Raw genomic sequence first — 19,353 nt, 5'->3', positions numbered from 1 at the left:
TTCAGGGGCAAAGGAAAAATTCACGGCATACTCCGGCAGTTATGAGCGCGGTTAAGTTGGATACGGGACGCTGCACATGACGCGGCGCAGCGTTGCTGAAAGATAGACCCTGTCACGCGTGCGGCAAGGCTGTCGGACAAATTGAAAATGCCGCAAGGCCGGTGGGGGCTCTTGCGGCATTATTGTCACCCAATGGGCGCAGAAGAATCGCCAGATCAGCTAAGCGTGCGTTCGACTTCTTCGCGCTCAAAAATCTCGATCACGTCTTTTACGCGGATATCCTCATAGTTTTCAAAGGCCATACCGCATTCCTGACCGGACTGGACTTCCTTGACCTCGTCCTTGAAGCGCTTGAGCGTTTTCAGCGTTCCTTCATGGATAACCACGTTGTCACGCAGCAAACGGACGCCTGCAGACCGCCGCGCCACGCCTTCGGTGACCAGACAGCCCGCAACCTTGCCGACGCCGGACACTTTGAACACGTCGCGGATTTCGGCATAGCCGATAAAGTTCTCGCGCACTTCTGCGGACAGCAGGCCGGACGCTGCGGCCTTGATGTCATCCACAAGATCATAAATGATCGAGTAGTAGCGCAACTCCACACTTTTCTGGTTCGCTGACTGTCGTGCGGATGCATTGGCACGGACATTGAACCCGATGATGGGCGCACCAGACGCTTCTGCAAGCCCGACATCGGTATCGGTAATGGCGCCGACACCGTAATGCAGCACGCGCACGCGCACTTCGTCGTTGCCGATCTTCTCAAGTGCCTGAACAATCGCCTCGGCAGAGCCCTGAACATCTGCTTTCAGCAGAACGGGCAGTTCCGAAATGTCCTTGTCGGCCTTGGCCTTGGCCATAAGCTGTTCCAGCGTGGTCGCGGCACCCGCCGCGGCGCGCTTGTCTTTGGCTGCCTGCTGGCGGTAATCGGCGATCTCGCGGGCTTGCGCTTCGGTTTCGACCACGTTCAAGACATCGCCCGCTTCCGGCGTGCCGTTCAGGCCCAACACTTCCACGGGAACCGAGGGGCCGGCTTCCTTGACGCGCTGGCCCTGATCGTTGACCAATGCGCGCACCTTGCCCCATTGTTCGCCCACGACGAAGATATCCCCCTGACGCAACGTGCCGTTCTGCACCAGAACGGTGGCCACAGGGCCGCGGCCTACATCCAGCTGTGCCTCGATCACGGCACCCATGGCCGAGCGGTCCGGATTGGCCTTCAGTTCAAGGATTTCCGCTTGCAGCGCAATCGCTTCAAGCAGGGCATCAAGTCCCATGCCGGTCAGCGCCGAGACTTCGACATCCTGAACATCACCGGACATCGCCTCGACCACCACTTCATGTTGCAACAAGCCGGTGCGCACCTTGTTCGGGTCCGCAGCGGGGCGGTCGCATTTGTTGATGGCAACGATCATCGGCACCTTGGCCGCTTTGGCGTGGTTAATCGCCTCTACCGTTTGCGGCATCACCGAATCATCGGCGGCGACAACCAGAACCACAATATCGGTTACATTCGCGCCGCGTGCCCGCATGCTGGTAAAGGCTGCGTGGCCGGGCGTGTCCAGAAAGCTGAGCACGGCACCCGATTCGGTTGTGACCTGATAGGCCCCGATATGCTGCGTGATGCCGCCCGCCTCGCCAGAGACAACATTGGTCTTGCGCAAGGCATCCAGTAGGCTGGTTTTGCCGTGGTCGACATGGCCCATGATCGTGATGATCGGGGGGCGCGGTTTCAGCAGTTCCGGCGCGTCCTGCACCTGATCGATGACCTGCTCCACGTCCGAATCGGACACGCGAACAACCTTGTGGCCGAATTCCTCGACCAGCAATTCTGCGGTATCGGCATCAATCGACTGGTTCATGGTTGCCATGACGCCCATTTTCATCAGCGACTTGACGACATCGGCGACGCGTTCGGCCATACGGTTGGCAAGTTCCTGAACCACGATGGTTTCAGGCAGTTGCACTTCGCGCACGACTTTCTCGCGGCTTTGGGATTGCCCCATTGCCTTCTGGCGGGCGCGTTCCTGCTTGCGCTTCATCGCGGCCATCGACCGCTGGCGCCCGCCTTCACCAGACAGCGCATCTTTCAGCGTCAGCTTGCCGGAACGGCGGCCTGCGTCATCGCGGGGCTTGGCTGCACGCGCCTGACGGTCATCATCGGGGCGTTTGGGCGCCTTGCGGGCATCGACTGCGGCGGGGCGTGCACGTTCGGACAGCGGTGCGTCGGGCGCGGCTGGCGCGGCCGGTTTGGCTGCTTCCGCTGCCTCGGCGGCTTTGCGTTCCTTGCGGACCTCTGCCTCGGCGGCGGCGCGCGCGTCTTCTTCTGCCTTCGCGCGCAGGGCTTCCTCGCGTTCGCGTTCCTCGCGTTCGCGGGCTTCCGCTTCATCACGGCGGCGCTGGCGTTCTTCTTCGCGGGCCTGCTCCTCGGCCGCGCGTGCGGCCGCGTCCTCGGCTTCGCGTGATTTCGCTGCGGCCAGGGCTTTCAGGCGGCGCTCCATCTCGGCGTCGGAAATGCCGGCGGGGCGTCTGGCCGGATCGGGGCGCGGCGTCGCGCTGCCGGAAGTTGGAGTGCTTCCTGCTGCCCCTGGCTTCGGGACCACAACACGCTTGCGCTTCTTCTCGACCACCACAGATTTTGTGCGTCCATGGCTGAAGCTCTGCTTCACCTGGCCGCCTTTGCCGCCAAGTCCGAGTGGTTTTTTTCCGTCAGTATCGCTCATGCGTTCGTCTTGTCCTCTCCGGTGGTCGTTCCACCGATTATCTGGCGCAGTCCGGCCAATCTTGCCGCTTCCTGTACAACAGCTTTGCTCAGTCCACCAGAGCGAAGCGCGGCATGTATCACATGTTCCCGCCCAAATGCAAAACCCAATTCCTGTGCATTCAGGCAACCTATGTAACTGTCGTCCCCGTCAGGGGGGCGCAATTTCGTCTTGCCGCGCGGTGATCCGTCACTTGCCTGGATCAGAACAAACATCTGATCCTTCAATGCCAGATCGCGGCATTTTTCATAGCCCGCAATCGCCAACCCGCCTTTGCGCGCCAGTGACAGCAATTCCAGAACCCGCTTCGTCAGCAGGCGTTCTATCAGGTCGGCCAACCCGTCCGGCACCCCGACCTGTTGTTTCGCAGCACGCGAAAACAGTTTTTTTGCCTCGGCTTTTGCCAGCGCATCACGATCCGCACTGACCCAGATACCGCGTCCCGGTAGTTTGCCTGCAAGATCGGGAACGATCTGGTTGTCAGGCCCGACAACAAAGCGGATCAACCCGTTTGCAGGCTGGGACTGACCCGTTGCGATACAACGCCGCTCCGGGCCATCCTGTTCCGTCTTTTTACCGCCGCGGGCCATGCCTGCACTGCCCCTGCTTAGTTATCTTCTTCCGCAGAGTCGTCGTCTGTGTCTGCCGCGTCATCTGCGTCCGGTTCCAGTTCGGACGGATCCACCCAACCCAGCGTGACGCGCGCGGTCATGACAAGATGCTGCGCTTCTTCCAGGCTCATGTCAAAGGCTTCCAGCAAACCTTCGTCCTTGACACGGTTGCCGTCCACTGTGGTCCAGCCGCCTGCAAGTTCCCAATCTGCGCAGGTTGCGAAATCTTCCAGTGTCTTGATCCCGTCTTTTGCCAGCGCTTCGACCATTTGCGGGGTCAGACCCTCGAATGCGATCAGGCTGTCGTCGACGCCAAGGGCGCGGGCATTTTCCAGCGCAGCCGTGGCGATGGCTTCCAGCTTCTCGCGTGCGCGGGTCTGCAATTCCTGGGCCGTGTCCTCATCGAACCCGTCGATGGCCAGCAATTCGTCCAGATCGACATAACCCACCTCTTCGAGAGAGCTGAATTCCTCGGCGACCAGAAGCTGGGCCATCATTTCATCGATATCCAGTTCTTCCATGAACAGGCGCGTGCGTTCTGCAAATTCTGCCTGACGGCGCGCCGAGTCGTCGGATTCAGTGACAATATCGATGTCAAGGCCGGTCAACTGGCTGGCAAGGCGCACGTTTTGTCCGCGACGGCCAATTGCCAGCGACAATTGTTCGTCAGGCACGACAACTTCGATCTTGCCTGCGTCATCATCGATAACAACCTTGCTGACTTCGGCAGGTTGCAAGGCGTTGACAAGGAATGTCGCCTGATCTTCCGTCCACGGAATGATGTCGATCTTCTCGCCCTGAAGTTCGTTCACAACTGCTTGAACACGGCTGCCGCGCATACCGACACAGGCGCCCACGGGGTCAATGCCCGAATCATGGCTGATGACACCAATTTTCGCGCGCGATCCGGGATCACGGGCCACGGCCTTGATTTCAATGATGCCGTCATAGATTTCGGGCACTTCCATCTTGAACAGTTCGGCCATGAATTCCGGCGCTGTGCGTGACAGGAAAATCTGTGGTCCGCGCGCTTCGCGCCGAACATCCTTGACGTAGCAGCGGATGCGGTCGCCATTGCGATAGCTTTCGCGGCCGATTTTTTCATTCCGGCGCAGGACCGCTTCGCCACGGCCGATGTCGATGACAAGGTTGCCGTATTCTTCGCGTTTCACCACACCATTCAGAATTGTGCCTGCGCGATCCTTGAATTCTTCATACTGGCGGTCGCGTTCTGCTTCGCGGACCTTCTGCAAGATCACCTGCTTGGCGGATTGCGCGGCAATACGGCCCAGTTCGACTGGCGGCACCTGATCGCTGATTTCATCGCCGATCTTCGGGTCGTCCAGATAGGGCGCGGCCTGTGCAACGGTCAACTGCGCGTGGTGGTTTTCCAGTTCTTCATCGGCAACGACTGTGCGCACACGGCTGAATGTGGCAACGCCGGTCTTGCGGTCGATATGCACACGAATGTCCATATCCGCGCCGTAGCGGGATTTGGCCGCCCGTGCGAGGCTGTCTTCCATCGCCTGAACGACCAGTTCGGGGTCGATCATCTTTTCGCGGGCGACCGCATCAGCGGTTTGCAGAAGTTCAAGCTGGTTGGCAGAGGTGATCGCCATGTCTCAGTGCTCCTCTTGGTCCGCACCAGTGTCGGGCGCGTCCGTTTCGATCTGGTCAAACTTGCTTTCGTCAATGGCGCCGCTGTCCTTGCGGGTGCGCAGCATTTCGGCAATCAATTCATCGGTCAGTACAAGTTTTGCATCCGACAGCCAGTCGAATTGCAGCCCGATGGTCACGGCCTCGTCGTTTTCTTCGATCTCGATCAGGACTTCCTCGCCCTCGACACCGGCAAGAATGCCTTTGAAGCGGCGGCGGCCGTCAATAAGTTCGGTGGTTTCCAGACGCGCCTCATACCCGTTCCAGGCGTCGAAATCCTTAAGGCGGGTCAGGGGGCGGTCAATGCCGGGGCTGGACACTTCCAGCGTGTATGCGTCATCCAGCGGATCTTCGACGTCCAGAATGGCAGAAACGGCGGTTGAAATGCGCGCGCAATCCTCAACCTCGATGCCGCCATCGGGGCGGTCGGCCATGATTTGCAGCGTGCGGGTCTTGCCTGACATCACGCGCAGGCGCACCAGTTCAAACCCCAAGCCTTCGATAACGGGGGCGACGATGGCAGCTACGCGCTGGTCCAGTGTGGTTTTGGCGATCAGGTCGCTCATGCAGCCCTCCCAAGGGGCAAAATAAAAAAACGGGCCATGCGGCCCGTTGGTTTTTCCGGTGGGCCTTCACAGGCGCCGCTGTTGGCATTCATATAGGTGGGTGCGGATCGAAACGCAAGCGCTAAAGGTCCAGCCTGTGTGTGTCGTGGCGCAGGTGGTTCATAACGCGCAGCAGTTCCGCACTGATCCCGGGTTCGGACAGCGCATGCCCCGCCACTGGCACCATTTCCAGCCGCGACATGCCCCATGCCGCGTGCAGGTCCCATGCAGTGTTGGGCGGGCAGATCATGTCATAGCGGCCCTGAACAATCGTGCCGGGGATGTGGCGCATTTGGTCCAGCCCGTTCATAAGCGCGCGATCTTCGCCCAGAAAGCAGCCATTGCGGAAATAATGGTTTTCAAGTCGGGCAAAGGCCCGTGCATAGGTGCTGGGCGCATCCGCACTGCCTAAGCCGCGCGTTTCGATGGACGCCAGCGCGTTTTCCCACCTTGTCCATGCGCGCGCGAACCGGTCCTCCAGCTGGCGGTCGCCACTGAACAGGCGCTTGGCATAGGCGTCAATCAGGTCATGCTGTTCATCCGCTGGAATAAGGCGCGTGAATTGCGCCCATAACTCGGGGAAGAAGCGTCCGGCACCCCCGCCGTAAAACCAGTCCAGTTCTGCCTGTGTGCCGGTGAAGACGCCACGCAGCACCAGATAGGCCACACTTTCGGGATGCGCCTGTGCATAGGCCAGTGCCAGTGTCGCGCCCCAACTGCCGCCAAACACCACCCATCGCTTGATCCCCAGTGTCTGGCGAATCTGTTCTATGTCGGCGATCAGGTGGCGGGTCGTGTTGTGTTCGATGCTGGCCGCCGGTTTTGAACGCCCGCAGCCGCGCTGATCGAACAAAACGGCGCGATAAGTTTTCGGATCGAAAAAGCGCCGCATGGCTGGGCTGCATCCGCCCCCCGGCCCGCCATGCAGAACAACGACGGGAATGCCGTCGGCATGGCCGCATTGTTCAACATAGACCTGATGCCCATGCCCGACATCAAGCATGCGCTGGTCGAATGGTTCTGGTATCGGGTATAGACCCGAAACTGCGGTGTCATGTCCGGCAGACTTATCCATAATTCGGACTATATACCTGTAATCGCCTGCCTGCCATATGCGATAGATGAAAAAAACCGGAGTGCGCATGACCACATCAACGATTGACCCCGCCGAGGTCGCCAAATTCGAAGCCATGGCCGCTGAATGGTGGGACCCGCATGGCAAGTTCAAGCCGCTGCACATGCTGAACCCGTGCAGGCTGGATTACATTACCCGCCAGATCGCCGCAGAATTCGGGCGCGATATGACCGCGCAGGCGCCGTTCGCGGGGCTGCGCTTGCTGGATATCGGCTGCGGCGGGGGGTTGCTGTCCGAACCGATGGCGCGGCTTGGTGCGCATGTTGTGGGGGCGGACGCGGCGGCGCGGAACATTCCCGTGGCGCAGATCCACGCCGAACAGCAGGGCCTGACAATCGATTACCGTCACACCACAGCCGAGGCGCTGGTTGACGCGGGCGAGCAGTTCGATGTTGTCCTGAATATGGAAGTGGTCGAACATGTTGCCGACCCGCGCGCCTATCTGACCGCCTGCCAGAACCTGCTGAAACCGGGGGGGCTGATGGTATGCTCGACCCTGAACCGGAACGCCAAAAGCTATGTCATGGCCATCATCGGTGCCGAATATGTCATGCGCTGGCTGCCCAAGGGAACGCATGAATGGTCGAAATTCATCACGCCTGACGAACTATATGATCTGCTGCGCCGGTCCGGCCTTGATCCTGTGGATCGCAAGGGCTTTGTCTTTGACAAGCTGCGCTGGGACTGGTCGATCTCCGATCGTGACCTGTCGGTGAATTACGTCACCACATCCATCAAGGCAGGGTCGGAAACGGGACAGGGCGGGGCGTGATGCCGCGCCCAGTCCGACAGGCGGGGTTAGCTGTAGGCAATCGCCAGCAGGATGACGCCCAGGATCAGGCGATAGATGACATAGGGCGTGAAGCTGACTGAACGAAGCAGTTTCATCATGAACACCAATGCCGCCCAAGCTGCGAAAAACGAAATAACGGCGGCAATGGCACCGTCTTTTGCCGCCTGCCAATCTGCCACGCGCACCACGTCCAGCCCCATCAGCGTTCCGGATGCGATGATTGTGGGGATGGACATCAGCATGGACAGTTTTGCGGCATCATGGCGCGAATACCCAAGTGCCCGCGCCCCGGAAATGACAATCCCCGAGCGCGAAGTACCGGGGATCAGCGCGACTGCCTGCCATAGTCCCATGATAAGGGCGTGCTTCATGGTCCATTCCTGCGCGACACGCGTTTGTTTGCCCATCTTGTCGGTCAGATACAGGACAATCCCGAAAATGATCATCATCCAGCCGATTACGGCAACACTGCGCAGCATATCCATGATACCGAAAATCTTGAAAATCAGTCCGGCAATAACAACCGGAACAGTCGCGACCGCCAGACAGAACGCCAGAAAACCGCCACGGTCGTTCAGGTTGCCGCGCATCAGATGCGGCACCCCGCGTACGGCAAGCCCGACATCGGCACGGAAATACCAGCAAACTGCAAACAGCGTCCCGACATGAACCGCAACATCGATCACCAGCCCTTGGTCATCCAGCGACGTCAGCGCGGGCAGTAGAATCAGGTGCCCTGACGACGACACCGGCAGGAACTCGGTGATGCCCTGAATGATCGCAAGCAAGAAAAGGTGAAAGAATGTCATGCTGTCCCCGCGGTTTTTTGGCAAACTACTTGACTGGATGATGAAGGCAAACAGATAAGTATGTCAGCACAAGTTACCTAAATTTCGCAATTAAACGGAAAGATTTTATCAGATCGATAAAAAATAATCGATTTAGGTCAGCCTTGCTGACTTTTCTTTGCTCCGGACCTTGGATAAGACACAAATTCTGAATTCTGGAGGATCAGCCATGGCCAAGCAGCAAATGCTCCGTTTTGTGACCGTCGAACGCGAAACGCCCCCAAAGCGGGCAGCCGATGCACGCACTGAAGATTTCGGTGAAATCTACCGCGAGTTTGCGGCGGAAAAGGCCGCAGAGCAAGCAGGGCGTTGCAGCCAGTGTGGGGTGCCTTATTGCCAAAGTCACTGCCCGCTGCACAACAACATTCCCGACTGGCTGATGCTGACGGCCCAGGGGCGGTTGCAGGAAGCCTATGAAGTGTCGCAGGCCACCAACACCTTCCCCGAGATCTGCGGGCGCATTTGTCCGCAAGACCGGCTGTGCGAAGGCAATTGCGTGATCGAACAATCCGGTCATGGCACCGTGACCATCGGGTCGGTCGAAAAATACCTGACGGATCTGGCGTGGCAGGAAGGCTGGGTCAAGCCTGTTGTCGCCAGCACCGAGCGCGCTGAATCCGTGGGCATTATCGGCGCCGGTCCAGGCGGTCTGGCCGCCGCGGATGTGCTGCGCCGTGCAGGTGTGCAGGTCACGGTTTATGACCGCTATGACCGCGCGGGCGGGCTGATGACCTATGGCATTCCCGGCTTCAAGCTGGAAAAGCCCGTTGTGATGCAGCGGATCGAGCAGCTGGAACAGGGCGGCGTTGAATTCGTGCTGAATTGCAATGTCGGCGAAGACATCAGCTTCGATGCCATTCGTGGCAAGCATGATGCCGTATTGATTGCCACAGGCGTCTACAAGGCGCGCGACCTGAACACCCCGAATGCGTCTGCGACAGGTGTGCTGAAGGCGCTGGATTATCTGACCGCCTCCAACCGCAAGAGTTTCGGCGATGAGGTTGCAGAGTTCGATTCGGGCGCGCTGGATGCGCGTGGAAAGCGCGTTGTCGTCATCGGGGGCGGTGATACGGCCATGGATTGTGTGCGCACCGCCATCCGGCAAGGCGCAACGTCGGTTAAATGCCTGTATCGCCGTGACCGTGAAAACATGCCCGGCTCGCGCCGTGAAACCCAGAATGCAGAAGAAGAAGGTGTCGAATTTGTCTGGCTTGCCGCACCTGCCGGTTTTGTCACTGGTGATGATGGCAGCGTGACAGGCGTTCGCGTCCAGAAAATGCGTCTGGGCCAGCCCGATGCAAGCGGCCGCCGTTCCCCCGAAGTGATTGAAGGCGCGGATTATACCGAGGCCGCAGACATGGCGATCATGGCGCTGGGCTTTGAGGCCGAAGATCTGCCCACACTTTGGGGTGTGCCTGATTTGCCCGTGACCCGCTGGGGCACCATCCGCGCCAAGTTCAACACCCATGAAACCGACATGCCCGGTGTCTGGGCCGTGGGCGATATCGTGCGCGGGGCCAGCCTTGTGGTCTGGGCCATCCGCGACGGGCGTGAAGCTGCGCAAGCCATTCTGACTTATCTTTCGGCACCCGCACAGGTTGCTGCCGAATAATCGCATTCCGATCAAAGGAACCTGACATGACGCAATATGATGACGCATGGGCCGCCCGTGAAGAAGCCCGCCGTGCCTTTGTCGCTGAGCATGGCCTGTACAAGCCAGAAGATGAACATTCATCCTGCGGGGTGGGGCTTGTGGTGTCGCTGGACGGCAAACCATCGCGCAAGGTGGTTGAGCATGGCATTGATGCGCTGAAGGCCATCTGGCACCGTGGCGCGGTTGATGCGGATGGCAAGACAGGTGACGGCGCGGGCATTCATGTCCAGATCCCCGTCAATTTCTTCTATGACAAGATCCGCCGCACCGGCCATGAACCCATGACCGACCAGTTGGTCGCTGTGGGGCAGGTGTTCCTGCCGCGCACGGATTTTGCGGCGCAGGAACGGTCACGCACGATTGTCGAAACCGAAGTTCTGCGCATGGGCTACGCAATTTACGGCTGGCGCCATGTGCCGGTAACCGTCAGCGTGCTGGGGGACAAGGCCAACGCAACCCGCCCCGAGATTGAGCAGATCCTGATACGCAATTCCAAGGGCACGGATGAAGAAACATTCGAGCGCGAATTATATGTCATCCGCCGCCGCATCGAAAAAGCGATCAGCGCTGCCGGTATCGCGGGTTTCTATATCTGTTCGCTGTCGTGCCGGTCGATCATCTACAAGGGTATGATGCTGGCTGAACAGGTCGCGGAATTCTATCCCGACCTGAAGGATGACCGCTTTGAGTCGGCCTTTGCCATCTATCATCAGCGCTATTCGACCAACACTTTCCCGCAATGGTGGTTGGCGCAGCCTTTCCGCATGTTGGCCCATAACGGCGAGATTAACACGCTGAAAGGCAACCTGAACTGGCTGAAAAGCCACGAAATCCGCATGGCGTCATCGGCATTTGGCGAAATGGCCGAAGATATCAAGCCGATTGTGGCATCTGGCGCATCGGATTCGGCTGCGCTGGATTCCGTGTTTGAAGTGTTGGTGCGGGCAGGTCGCAGCGCGCCCATGGCCAAAACCATGCTGGTGCCCGAAGCATGGTCCAAGCAGGCTGTGGAAATGCCGAAACCGTGGCGCGACATGTATTCCTATTGCAACTCCGTGATGGAACCATGGGACGGCCCCGCAGCCCTTGCCATGACGGACGGGCGCTGGGTTTGCGCGGGTCTGGACCGCAACGGGCTGCGCCCCATGCGCTATGTCGTGACAGGCGACGGGTTGCTGATTGCGGGGTCGGAAGCTGGCATGGTTGTCGTCGATGAACTGGCCGTACGCGAGAAGGGCGCGCTGGGGCCGGGCCAGATGATTGCCGTCGATATGGTCGAAGGCCGCCTGTATCACGATACCGAAATCAAGAACAAACTGGCAGGCGCGCAACCCTTTGGCGACTGGAACGACAAGATTGTCGATCTGAATGACAAACTGCGCGACGTGCCGGAAACCCGTAAACTGGATGCGGCAGAACTGCGCAAGCGTCAGGTCGCGGCGGGCTACAGCATCGAGGAGGTGGAGCAGGTTCTGGCCCCCATGGCCGAAGATGGCAAGGAAATGATTGCGTCCATGGGCGACGATACGCCCTCTGCGGTGCTGTCACAGATCTACCGCCCGCTGTCGCATTATTTCCGCCAGAACTTTTCGCAGGTGACCAACCCGGCCATCGACAGTTTGCGCGAATTCCGCGTCATGTCGCTGAAAACCCGCTTTGGCAACCTGCGCAACGTGCTGGACGAAGACAGCAGCCAGACCGAAATTCTGGTTCTGGAAAGCCCCTTTGTGGCCAATGGCGAATTCGACGAAATGGTGCGCGAATTCGGCGATCAGGTCGCGTTTATCGACTGCACCTTCCCCGTGGACGCCAATGAAGACGCGCTGCGCGACGGGCTGGCCCGTATCCGCGCCGAGGCAGAAGATGCCGTGCGTTCCGGCGCAGGCCATCTGGTGCTGACAGATGAGCATCAGGGGCCGGAGAAGGTGGCAATGCCCATGATTCTGGCAACAAGTGCCGTGCATGGCTGGCTGACGCGCAAGGGTCTGCGCACCTTCTGTTCGTTGAATCTGCGTGCCGCTGAATGCATTGACCCGCATTATTTCGCGGTACTGATCGGCTGCGGGGCAACCACCGTCAACGCCTATCTGGCGCAGGAAACCATTGCCGACCGCATTGACCGCGGGCTGGTGGAGGGGTCGCTTGTCGATGCGATGCGCCGTTACCGTGCCGCGATTGACGCGGGTTTGCTGAAAATCATGTCCAAGATGGGCATTTCAGTGATTTCATCCTATCGCGGCGGCCTGAATTTCGAAGCTGTCGGCCTGTCGCGCGCGCTGTGTGCGGAATATTTCCCCGGCATGCACAGCCGCATTTCCGGCATCGGCTTGCATGGCATCCAGATGAAACTGGAAGAAGTGCACGCCAAGGGCTGGCGCGGCGGGCAGGATGTGCTGCCCATTGGCGGGTTCTACAAGGCGCGGCGTTCGGGCGAAAAGCACGCGTGGGAAGCGCAGACGATGCACCTGTTGCAGCAGGCCTGCAACCAGTCCAGCTATGCGCTGTGGAAGCAATACAGCACTGCCATGCAGGCCAACCCGCCCATCCACCTGCGGGACTTGCTGGACATCAAACCGCTGGGCAAGGCCATTCCCATCGAGGAAGTGGAGAGCATTACAGCGATCCGCAAACGGTTTGTCACACCGGGCATGTCGCTGGGCGCGCTTAGCCCCGAAGCGCATATGACGCTGAACATTGCCATGAACCGCATTGGCGCGAAATCCGACAGCGGCGAGGGGGGCGAAGACCCCGCCCACGCACACCCGCTGCCCAATGGTGACAACCCCTGCGCCAAGATCAAGCAGGTGGCATCGGGCCGGTTTGGTGTGACCGCCGAATACCTGAATGCCTGTGAAGAACTGGAAATCAAGGTCGCGCAGGGGGCCAAACCGGGCGAAGGTGGCCAGCTTCCGGGCATGAAAGTGACCAAGCTGATTGCCCGTCTGCGCCACTCCACCCCCGGTGTGACGCTGATTTCGCCGCCCCCCCACCATGACATTTACTCGATCGAGGATCTGGCGCAGCTGATATATGACCTGAAGCAGATCAATCCGCGTGTGAAGGTGACTGTGAAACTGGTGGCATCCTCAGGTGTGGGCACAATCGCGGCCGGTGTGGCCAAGGCCAAGGCCGATGTCATCCTGATTTCCGGCCATAATGGCGGCACGGGGGCCAGCCCTGCCACATCCATCAAATACGCGGGCCTGCCATGGGAAATGGGCCTGACCGAGGCACATCAGGTGCTTGCCATGAACAAGCTGCGCGAGCGGGTGACATTGCGCACGGATGGCGGGCTGCGCACAGGGCGTGATATTGTCATGGCCGCCATGATGGGGGCCGAAGAATACGGCATTGGCACAGCGGCACTGATTGCCATGGGCTGCATCATGGTGCGCCAGTGCCAGTCCAACACCTGCCCTGTGGGGGTTTGCACGCAAGATGAACGCCTGCGCGCGAAATTCACCGGCAATGCCGACAAGGTGGTGAACCTGATCACCTTCTATGCGCAGGAAGTGCGTGAAATTCTGGCCAGCATCGGCGCGCGGTCCATGGATGAGGTGATTGGCCGTGCCGATCTGCTGGCGCAGGTCAGCCGTGGCGCGGCGCATCTGGATGATCTGGACCTGAACCCGCTGTTGCTGACCGTCGACGGGTCCGAACACATCCGCTATGATCGTGACAAGCCGCGCAACGCTGTGCCCGACACGCTGGATGCCGAGATCATCCGCGATGCCGCGCGCTTCTTTGAGGATGGTGAGAAGATGCAACTGTCCTATGCGGTGGAAAACACCCACCGCACGGTCGGAACGCGTGCATCCAGTCATATCGTCAAGCGGTTTGGCATGCGCAACAACCTGCAACCGGACCACCTGACTGTCAAACTGGCGGGCAGCGCGGGCCAGTCGCTGGGGGCGTTCGCTGCGCCGGGCCTGAAAATCGAAGTTTTCGGCGATGCCAATGACTATGTCGGCAAGGGCCTTTCGGGCGGTATGGTCGTCGTGCGCCCGCGCATGTCATCGCCCTTGATTGCGCATGACAACACGATCATCGGGAACACCGTGCTGTATGGCGCAACCGATGGCCATTTGTTTGCGGCAGGTCGTGCGGGCGAACGTTTCGCCGTGCGAAACTCCGGTGCGAAGGTCGTGATCGAGGGCTGCGGCTCGAACGGGTGCGAGTATATGACCGGCGGTGTGGCGGTTATCCTTGGCAGTATCGGTGCGAATTTTGGCGCTGGTATGACCGGCGGCATGGCCTATCTCTATGACCCCGACGGCGTGGCGCCAGAGTTGATCAACATGGAATCGCTGGTGACCTGTCCAGTGACGGTGGATCATTGGGAAGATCAGCTGAAAGGCTTGATTGAGATGCATGCCAAGGAAACGGAATCGCAGCGCGCACTTGAAATCCTGCGCAACTGGGACCGCGAGAAGGCGCATTTCTTGCAGATTTGCCCCAAGGAAATGCTGGTGCATCTGCCCCAACCGCTGAGCTATGAAGCGGACGCGGTTCCGGCGGAATAAGCCCGCCTTGACAGGTTAATATCTGGCGGCGCAGGGGGGACCTTGCGCCGCTATGCTTTGGCAGATGGCCTGAAACGGACGTTACGGAACTTTCCAAGGCGCGGAGCCAAGGCCGCAGGCCGCCGCGCCATCGGCGGGCCGTCCCGCGGCCTGCCGGTTATTCGGCTGACACGCCAAGCCTATGGTCCTGGGAGTATGCAGCCTGCATAAAGTGCATTTCTTGAATGCCGGATCAGCAGACCCCGGCCCACCGATGGCGCGGGCTTTGTCCATGGGATCAGCGGCAGCAAAAGGCCACATACAGCCAACCTGCCTGTGCTGCGCCGCGTGATCAGGTCAGCTTGCGGAACAGGACCTTGCCCATAATGCGTGTCGTGGTCTGCGGAAACGCCCGCCCGAGCGCGGCCGCGATGCGCGTGCCCCCGCCCGGCACCAGCAAGAAACGCCTGTCACGTTGCGCAAGGATCATGCGCGCCACTTTTGCGGGGTCCATGCGCCTGTCGGCGCGCGCGCCCTTGGGGGCATGGCGCGTGGCATGTGGGGTGTCCATCGGGCCGGGGCAGACCAGTTGCACATGGATATTTCCAGCTTTGCGCAAGGGTTTGCGCAGCGACCGCGCAAGGCAGGCCAGCCCGTCCTTGCTGGCAGCATAGCTCGCCGCCCCCGGATAGCCGGTGAACACCGATAGCGATGATATGAAAACCACCCGCCCGCCAGCTGCCAGAAGGTTGTTCTGCAACAGCATGTGCACAAGCCGCATTGGTCCGCGCAGATTGACACGCGCAACTGCCAGATGCGCGTCAACCGGCACCTGTTCATACCGGCCGGTGGCGTTGATTCCGGCGTTCAGAACGACCAGATCAAACGGTCCTTTTGCGACCAATGTGTCACAAAGCGCATGCCATTTGTCATTATCAGGCGTGCCCATGTCATGTGTAACCCAATCGGCCGCCCCGTCAGCAGGCGGCGCGACATCCAGCACGCAGACAGATGTTTGATCCTGCGCGCGGCATTGCGCGACAAGGGCCTGCCCAAGGCCGCTACTGCCGCCTGTAATCAGGACGCGCGCCATCACGCCGCCCCCCTGCGCAACCACCGCGCGGGACTGAACAGCACGCGGCCATAGGAAATAACCTGACGGTCACGCCCCTTGCCGGCAAGGGCTGCATCCAGCACAGCATGCGCCATCGGGCGCGGGGCCAGAAACAGTTTGTCGGCCGCATCGGGCTTGCGCCCTGCACGTTCAGCCATGCCTGTCGCCGTGGGGCCGGGGTGCAATACCCGCACGCAGATGCGTCCGCGCCATTCTTCCGCCAGTGCGCGACCAAACCCGTCCAGCGCGGCCTTGCTGGCGGCATAAACCGGCATTCCCGCAGCCCCCTTATGCGCCACCGAACCGATCAGCGCCAAATGCCCGCCGCCAAGTGCGGGATACAGCCTGTGCGAAAGGATCATGTTGGCTTCCAGATTCACGGACAGAACCCGCGTGATCGCATCAGGCGTTTCCAGTGTTATCGGGCGGAAATATCCGTCAGCGGCATTCAGCAGTGCGCAATCGATCTGCCCGCCGGAATGCCGGATCGCCCAGTCCGCGACAGTGCTTGCCCCGTCCCCGGATGACAGGTCGCAGGAAAGATAGGGAATATCGGGGAAATCGGCGGGCAGATCCTGTGCGCCCCTGCGGCCTGTGCACAACACGCGGTGTCCGCGCCTGCAGGCCGCGCGCACCAGTTCCAGACCCAGACCAGACGCGCCGCCGGTCACGAATATCAGTTTCGTTTTCAAGACATGCTGCCCTTGTCCTGCCCGCGGTTGTCTGGGGGGAACCCTAACGCACCAAGGCCGAAAGGAAAGGGTGCTTATGCGCATCATATCCGACATACCCCAAGATGATCGCAATAATGTGAGCGCGGTGGCGACACTTCTGCCCTGTGTTTTGCGTAACTATGATCAACAGGCCCAATAAGGAGGAACTCATGACCCTGTCCCGCAGACTTTTCCTTACCGGCGCAACAGCGGGTGTTGCGCTTGTTGGCACACAATCATCCCCCCTGCAGGCCGCGCCGGTGCCATTCGATGCATCCTGGGATCATCTGACGTTCAGACGGCTTAGCCCGAACCGGTTCGAACTAAGCCCGAACCGCCTGAGTGTCATATCAGACGGGGCATCATCAATTCTGTACCGTATCCTGCCGGACAATTTGCGCGGCCGGACAACAGCGCGCTGGACCTGGCAGGTCGAGGCATCGGCGCCACCGTCCGATCTGTCGCAGATCGGCAATGATGACCGCAATCTTGGGGTGTTTTTTGTCAGTATGCCTGCTGATCAGGCCGCGCGCGTGCGCGAAGGAACCAGCATTTCGCGGTTGTTGCGCAACCGTGCAGTGAATGTGTTGATGTATACATGGGGCGGCAATCAGGCCCCGGGCACAGTCGTGCCCAGCCCGCATGCGCCCGACAGGCTGCGCAACCTGATCACGCGCAGGCCCGAGACAGGCCGGTTTTCTGAAAATGTCGATCTGGCACGTGACTTTCCCCGCGTTTTCAACCAGCCGCTGGAACAACTGGTGGCGGTTGCTGTGTCCTCCAACAGCGAAAACACACCAACCCGCGTGGTGGCGCATGTCAGTGATTTCACATTGAACTGACGGGGGGATAGCAGCCTGCACCAGCCAGACGCCCCCTGTCCGGGGGCCAGTCGCTTGGGGCATTTAGACGAAGTTACGAAGTTACGAAGTTATGTTCAAAGGGTGAAATAATGCTCGCATCCGCTTTTTGCTTTTGATAGAGAGCGCGCAACGCGGGTGTGGCGAAATTGGCAGACGCACCAGATTTAGGTTCTGGCGCCGCAAGGCGTGGGGGTTCAAGTCCCTCCACCCGCACCAGGTTTTCAAAGGGTTCCTTGCAGAACCGGGTTGCGGCCTGAACGGCGCTTTGGCCATGGGCGCGCAATCTCTCGAATCGTATTCCATCGATCTCAGCTGCGGGCCTGCCCGATTGCGCCCTCGACCATCGGGCGCAAGGATATGCGCGCCCGAAGTTTTGCCGCCATCATGTACATCCCGCCAATCTTGCGATGCACAAACAGCGTGGCAGGCGGGGGGACATGGGCCAGTTCCCTGTCAGTGCCGATGGCAAGGCCCATGTCGCGCAACTGTTCCAGAACATCGCTTGTGCCAAAATCGAACGGGCTGTGCTGGCGCACTGGTCCCATTGCGACCATGAACATGCGCAGCAGCAAATCCTGATGGTGACGCGCCGTTTCTGTGCTGAAATACCCCATGCGCAACATTGCATCGCGGGTGGCGTCCGTGCCGCCATCAAGGGCCGCTTGCGCGAGTGTGCGAAAATCCGCAACAAGGTCGGGCGCGATGGATTGCACCGCACCGAAATCCAGCAATACAATCCGTCCTGTTTCGGGGTCATACCGGTAATTGGCCAGATTCGGGTCTGTCTGCATTGCGCCAAACTCGAAAATTTCGCGCAGAACAAGGTCGATCAGCGCTTTGGCGATATGGTCACGCAGCGCCTGTGGGGCATTGACCAGACTGTCCAGGGGCACACTGTCCAGATAGGTCATTGCAAGAACCTGTCTTGTGCACAGGGCAGGGTGCAGGGACGGAAGGGCAAAGGTATCCGATCCGTGCAATACCCTGCCGAACATCGCCAGATTTTGCGCCTCGGCGTCATAATCTGCTTCGGTGTGCAACTGGCGTTTCGCCTCGGTCAGCAGGGGGGACAGGTCCAGCCTGCGCGGCAGCACCCCCGGCAAGCGCAGCAGTGTGGCGATATTGTCTACATCGCTGTCGATGCTGGCGCGTATGCCCGGATACTGAACCTTGATCGCCAGATCCTGACCGTCACGCGTTCGCGCACGGTGCACCTGCCCGATGGACGCGGCAGCAAAGGGGCGCAGATCAAACCGCGCGAACCGTCCATACCAGCCCGGTCCCCATTCGGTATTCAGAACAGATTGCAACTGCTTGGGTGGCATGTGGCGGGCATCCTTGCGCATGCGCGCCAGAATTTCCGTCAGTTCGGGGGGCAGAACCAGACCCATATCCATTGACAGCATTTGCCCCAGTTTCAGGGCCGCGCCGCGCAGGTCCGACAGTCCGTCCGTCAGTCGCGCAGTATTGGCCGGTGTCAGCAAGGTTTGCGCAAGATCCGGCTTCTGGCCGCTGGCCAATGCACGAAGCCCCCCTGCCGCTACGCTGCCCGCAATCCCTGATGCCATCCCCCCGAAGCGCAACAACCGCCCGATGCGGCCCGTGGGTACTGCCGTGCCGGTATCATCATTCTTGTTTTCCGGCACAGGCGGGGTGCTCCGTTAATGATGGCTCCTATGCGCGTTTTGCTTGCGCAAGCGGCGCAGGTGCCAGTGATAGATAAGCGGGGCCAGAATGAAATCATATATGGCTGACGCGATCTGTCTGATGACGGGCAGACCTACGATCTTGGCAAGCCACCGGTATTTCGGCATCTGTGCCCATAGCAGCAAGAACGCCGGTATGCCTGATGCAAGCTTGCCATCCTGCAGGACATACAGCCGCCGCGCAGCCATGTCCGCGTCCAGCCCCCATTCGTGGCCTATCTCTGCGTTCAGGTCGTCAAACCGGATCGGCAAGCCGTTCTCATCCGCATATTGTGCGTAATGCTGTATCTCGAAATTACACACAGGGCAGCTTGCATTATAAAGGACGGCGGTTTTCGTGCTTTTCTCCATACTGCGATGGTAGGATTGGATTGCCCGAAGTCCATACGCC

Annotated in this window: 14 protein-coding genes and 1 tRNA gene; 5 read left to right on the top strand and 10 right to left on the bottom strand. The window is 59.9% G+C overall.

Translation table 11 applies throughout. The features are described 5' to 3' along the window. Nucleotides 1–215 precede the first annotated feature (215 nt). The 5 genes from infB to pip all read right to left on the bottom strand — a co-directional run bounded on the left by infB (nt 216) and on the right by pip (nt 6,709). On the bottom strand, nt 216–2,723 hold the full coding sequence (gene infB, locus ACTIE1_RS04560) for a translation initiation factor IF-2 (protein WP_439562202.1): 2,508 nt from the start codon (nt 2,721–2,723) through the stop codon (nt 216–218). After that, nucleotides 2,720–3,352, bottom strand: coding sequence for an RNA-binding protein (locus tag ACTIE1_RS04555; protein WP_439562201.1), 633 nt, complete (start codon nt 3,350–3,352; stop codon nt 2,720–2,722). Before ACTIE1_RS04555 ends, infB begins: the two co-directional genes overlap by 4 nt. A gap of 17 nt (nt 3,353–3,369) precedes the next feature. Then, nucleotides 3,370–4,992, bottom strand: coding sequence for a transcription termination factor NusA (nusA, locus tag ACTIE1_RS04550; protein ID WP_439562200.1), 1,623 nt, complete (start codon nt 4,990–4,992; stop codon nt 3,370–3,372). Nucleotides 4,993–4,995: 3 nt separating this feature from the next. Then, nucleotides 4,996–5,595, bottom strand: a complete 600-nt coding sequence (gene rimP, locus ACTIE1_RS04545) for a ribosome maturation factor RimP (protein WP_439562199.1) — start codon at nt 5,593–5,595, stop codon at nt 4,996–4,998. Nucleotides 5,596–5,716: 121 nt separating this feature from the next. Further along, nucleotides 5,717–6,709, bottom strand: coding sequence for a prolyl aminopeptidase (pip, locus tag ACTIE1_RS04540; protein WP_439562198.1), 993 nt, complete (start codon nt 6,707–6,709; stop codon nt 5,717–5,719). Between the two features lie 67 nt (nt 6,710–6,776). Here pip and ubiG point away from each other — a divergent pair, with 67 nt between their 5' ends. Continuing rightward, entirely contained in the window at nt 6,777–7,541 is a 765-nt protein-coding gene (ubiG, locus tag ACTIE1_RS04535) for a bifunctional 2-polyprenyl-6-hydroxyphenol methylase/3-demethylubiquinol 3-O-methyltransferase UbiG (RefSeq protein WP_439562197.1), read from the top strand. Nucleotides 7,542–7,567: 26 nt separating this feature from the next. Here the strand turns inward: ubiG and ACTIE1_RS04530 are convergent, their stop codons facing one another. Beyond that, nucleotides 7,568–8,371, bottom strand: coding sequence for an undecaprenyl-diphosphate phosphatase (locus tag ACTIE1_RS04530; protein ID WP_439562196.1), 804 nt, complete (start codon nt 8,369–8,371; stop codon nt 7,568–7,570). 208 nt (nt 8,372–8,579) lie between these two features. Between ACTIE1_RS04530 and ACTIE1_RS04525 the strand changes: the two genes are divergently transcribed. Together ACTIE1_RS04525 and gltB are read left to right on the top strand one after the other, a co-directional pair. Then, nucleotides 8,580–10,022 carry an NAD(P)-dependent oxidoreductase gene (locus ACTIE1_RS04525; protein WP_439562195.1) on the top strand — a complete coding sequence of 481 codons (1,443 nt, stop codon included), beginning with the start codon at nt 8,580–8,582 and terminating at the stop codon, nt 10,020–10,022. Between the two features lie 26 nt (nt 10,023–10,048). Next, complete coding sequence (gene gltB, locus ACTIE1_RS04520; protein WP_439563284.1) at nt 10,049–14,587, top strand: glutamate synthase large subunit; 4,539 nt, start codon at nt 10,049–10,051, stop codon at nt 14,585–14,587. Between the two features lie 331 nt (nt 14,588–14,918). On the opposite strand, the gene ACTIE1_RS04515 is transcribed toward gltB, so the two are convergent. After that, entirely contained in the window at nt 14,919–15,659 is a 741-nt protein-coding gene (locus ACTIE1_RS04515; RefSeq protein ID WP_439562377.1) for an SDR family NAD(P)-dependent oxidoreductase, read from the bottom strand. Continuing rightward, nucleotides 15,659–16,372 carry an SDR family NAD(P)-dependent oxidoreductase gene (locus tag ACTIE1_RS04510; protein ID WP_439562193.1) on the bottom strand — a complete coding sequence of 238 codons (714 nt, stop codon included), beginning with the start codon at nt 16,370–16,372 and terminating at the stop codon, nt 15,659–15,661. The genes ACTIE1_RS04515 and ACTIE1_RS04510 overlap by 1 nt, the downstream gene beginning before the upstream one ends. Before the next feature lie 191 nt (nt 16,373–16,563). Between ACTIE1_RS04510 and ACTIE1_RS04505 the strand changes: the two genes are divergently transcribed. Together ACTIE1_RS04505 and ACTIE1_RS04500 are read left to right on the top strand one after the other, a co-directional pair. After that, a complete protein-coding gene (locus tag ACTIE1_RS04505; protein ID WP_439562192.1) occupies nt 16,564–17,235 on the top strand; it encodes a DUF3047 domain-containing protein in 672 nt (223 codons plus the stop codon). A gap of 152 nt (nt 17,236–17,387) precedes the next feature. Then, nucleotides 17,388–17,472: transfer RNA gene (locus ACTIE1_RS04500), tRNA-Leu, on the top strand. A gap of 92 nt (nt 17,473–17,564) precedes the next feature. On the opposite strand, the gene ACTIE1_RS04495 is transcribed toward ACTIE1_RS04500, so the two are convergent. Together ACTIE1_RS04495 and ACTIE1_RS04490 are read right to left on the bottom strand one after the other, a co-directional pair. After that, on the bottom strand, nt 17,565–18,902 hold the full coding sequence (locus ACTIE1_RS04495; protein WP_439562191.1) for an ABC1 kinase family protein: 1,338 nt from the start codon (nt 18,900–18,902) through the stop codon (nt 17,565–17,567). A 15-nt stretch (nt 18,903–18,917) separates the two neighbouring features. Beyond that, nucleotides 18,918–19,313, bottom strand: a complete 396-nt coding sequence (locus tag ACTIE1_RS04490) for a thiol-disulfide oxidoreductase DCC family protein (protein WP_439562376.1) — start codon at nt 19,311–19,313, stop codon at nt 18,918–18,920. Nucleotides 19,314–19,353 lie beyond the last annotated feature (40 nt).

The sequence above is a fragment of the Roseinatronobacter sp. genome, from assembly GCF_051859525.1.
GTDB lineage: Bacteria > Pseudomonadota > Alphaproteobacteria > Rhodobacterales > Rhodobacteraceae > Roseinatronobacter.
Note: the sequence above shows the minus strand (reverse complement) of the source record. Positions and strands in the feature narration are given on the sequence as shown.

Coding starts and splice junctions, on each gene's coding strand:
- infB (WP_439562202.1), bottom strand. CDS start 2,723: ATGAGCGATACTGACGGAAAAAAACCACTCGGACTTGGCGGCAAAGGC.
- ACTIE1_RS04555 (WP_439562201.1), bottom strand. CDS start 3,352: ATGGCCCGCGGCGGTAAAAAGACGGAACAGGATGGCCCGGAGCGGCGT.
- nusA (WP_439562200.1), bottom strand. CDS start 4,992: ATGGCGATCACCTCTGCCAACCAGCTTGAACTTCTGCAAACCGCTGAT.
- rimP (WP_439562199.1), bottom strand. CDS start 5,595: ATGAGCGACCTGATCGCCAAAACCACACTGGACCAGCGCGTAGCTGCC.
- pip (WP_439562198.1), bottom strand. CDS start 6,709: ATGGATAAGTCTGCCGGACATGACACCGCAGTTTCGGGTCTATACCCG.
- ubiG (WP_439562197.1), top strand. CDS start 6,777: ATGACCACATCAACGATTGACCCCGCCGAGGTCGCCAAATTCGAAGCC.
- ACTIE1_RS04530 (WP_439562196.1), bottom strand. CDS start 8,371: ATGACATTCTTTCACCTTTTCTTGCTTGCGATCATTCAGGGCATCACC.
- ACTIE1_RS04525 (WP_439562195.1), top strand. CDS start 8,580: ATGGCCAAGCAGCAAATGCTCCGTTTTGTGACCGTCGAACGCGAAACG.
- gltB (WP_439563284.1), top strand. CDS start 10,049: ATGACGCAATATGATGACGCATGGGCCGCCCGTGAAGAAGCCCGCCGT.
- ACTIE1_RS04515 (WP_439562377.1), bottom strand. CDS start 15,659: ATGGCGCGCGTCCTGATTACAGGCGGCAGTAGCGGCCTTGGGCAGGCC.
- ACTIE1_RS04505 (WP_439562192.1), top strand. CDS start 16,564: ATGACCCTGTCCCGCAGACTTTTCCTTACCGGCGCAACAGCGGGTGTT.
- ACTIE1_RS04490 (WP_439562376.1), bottom strand. CDS start 19,313: ATGGAGAAAAGCACGAAAACCGCCGTCCTTTATAATGCAAGCTGCCCT.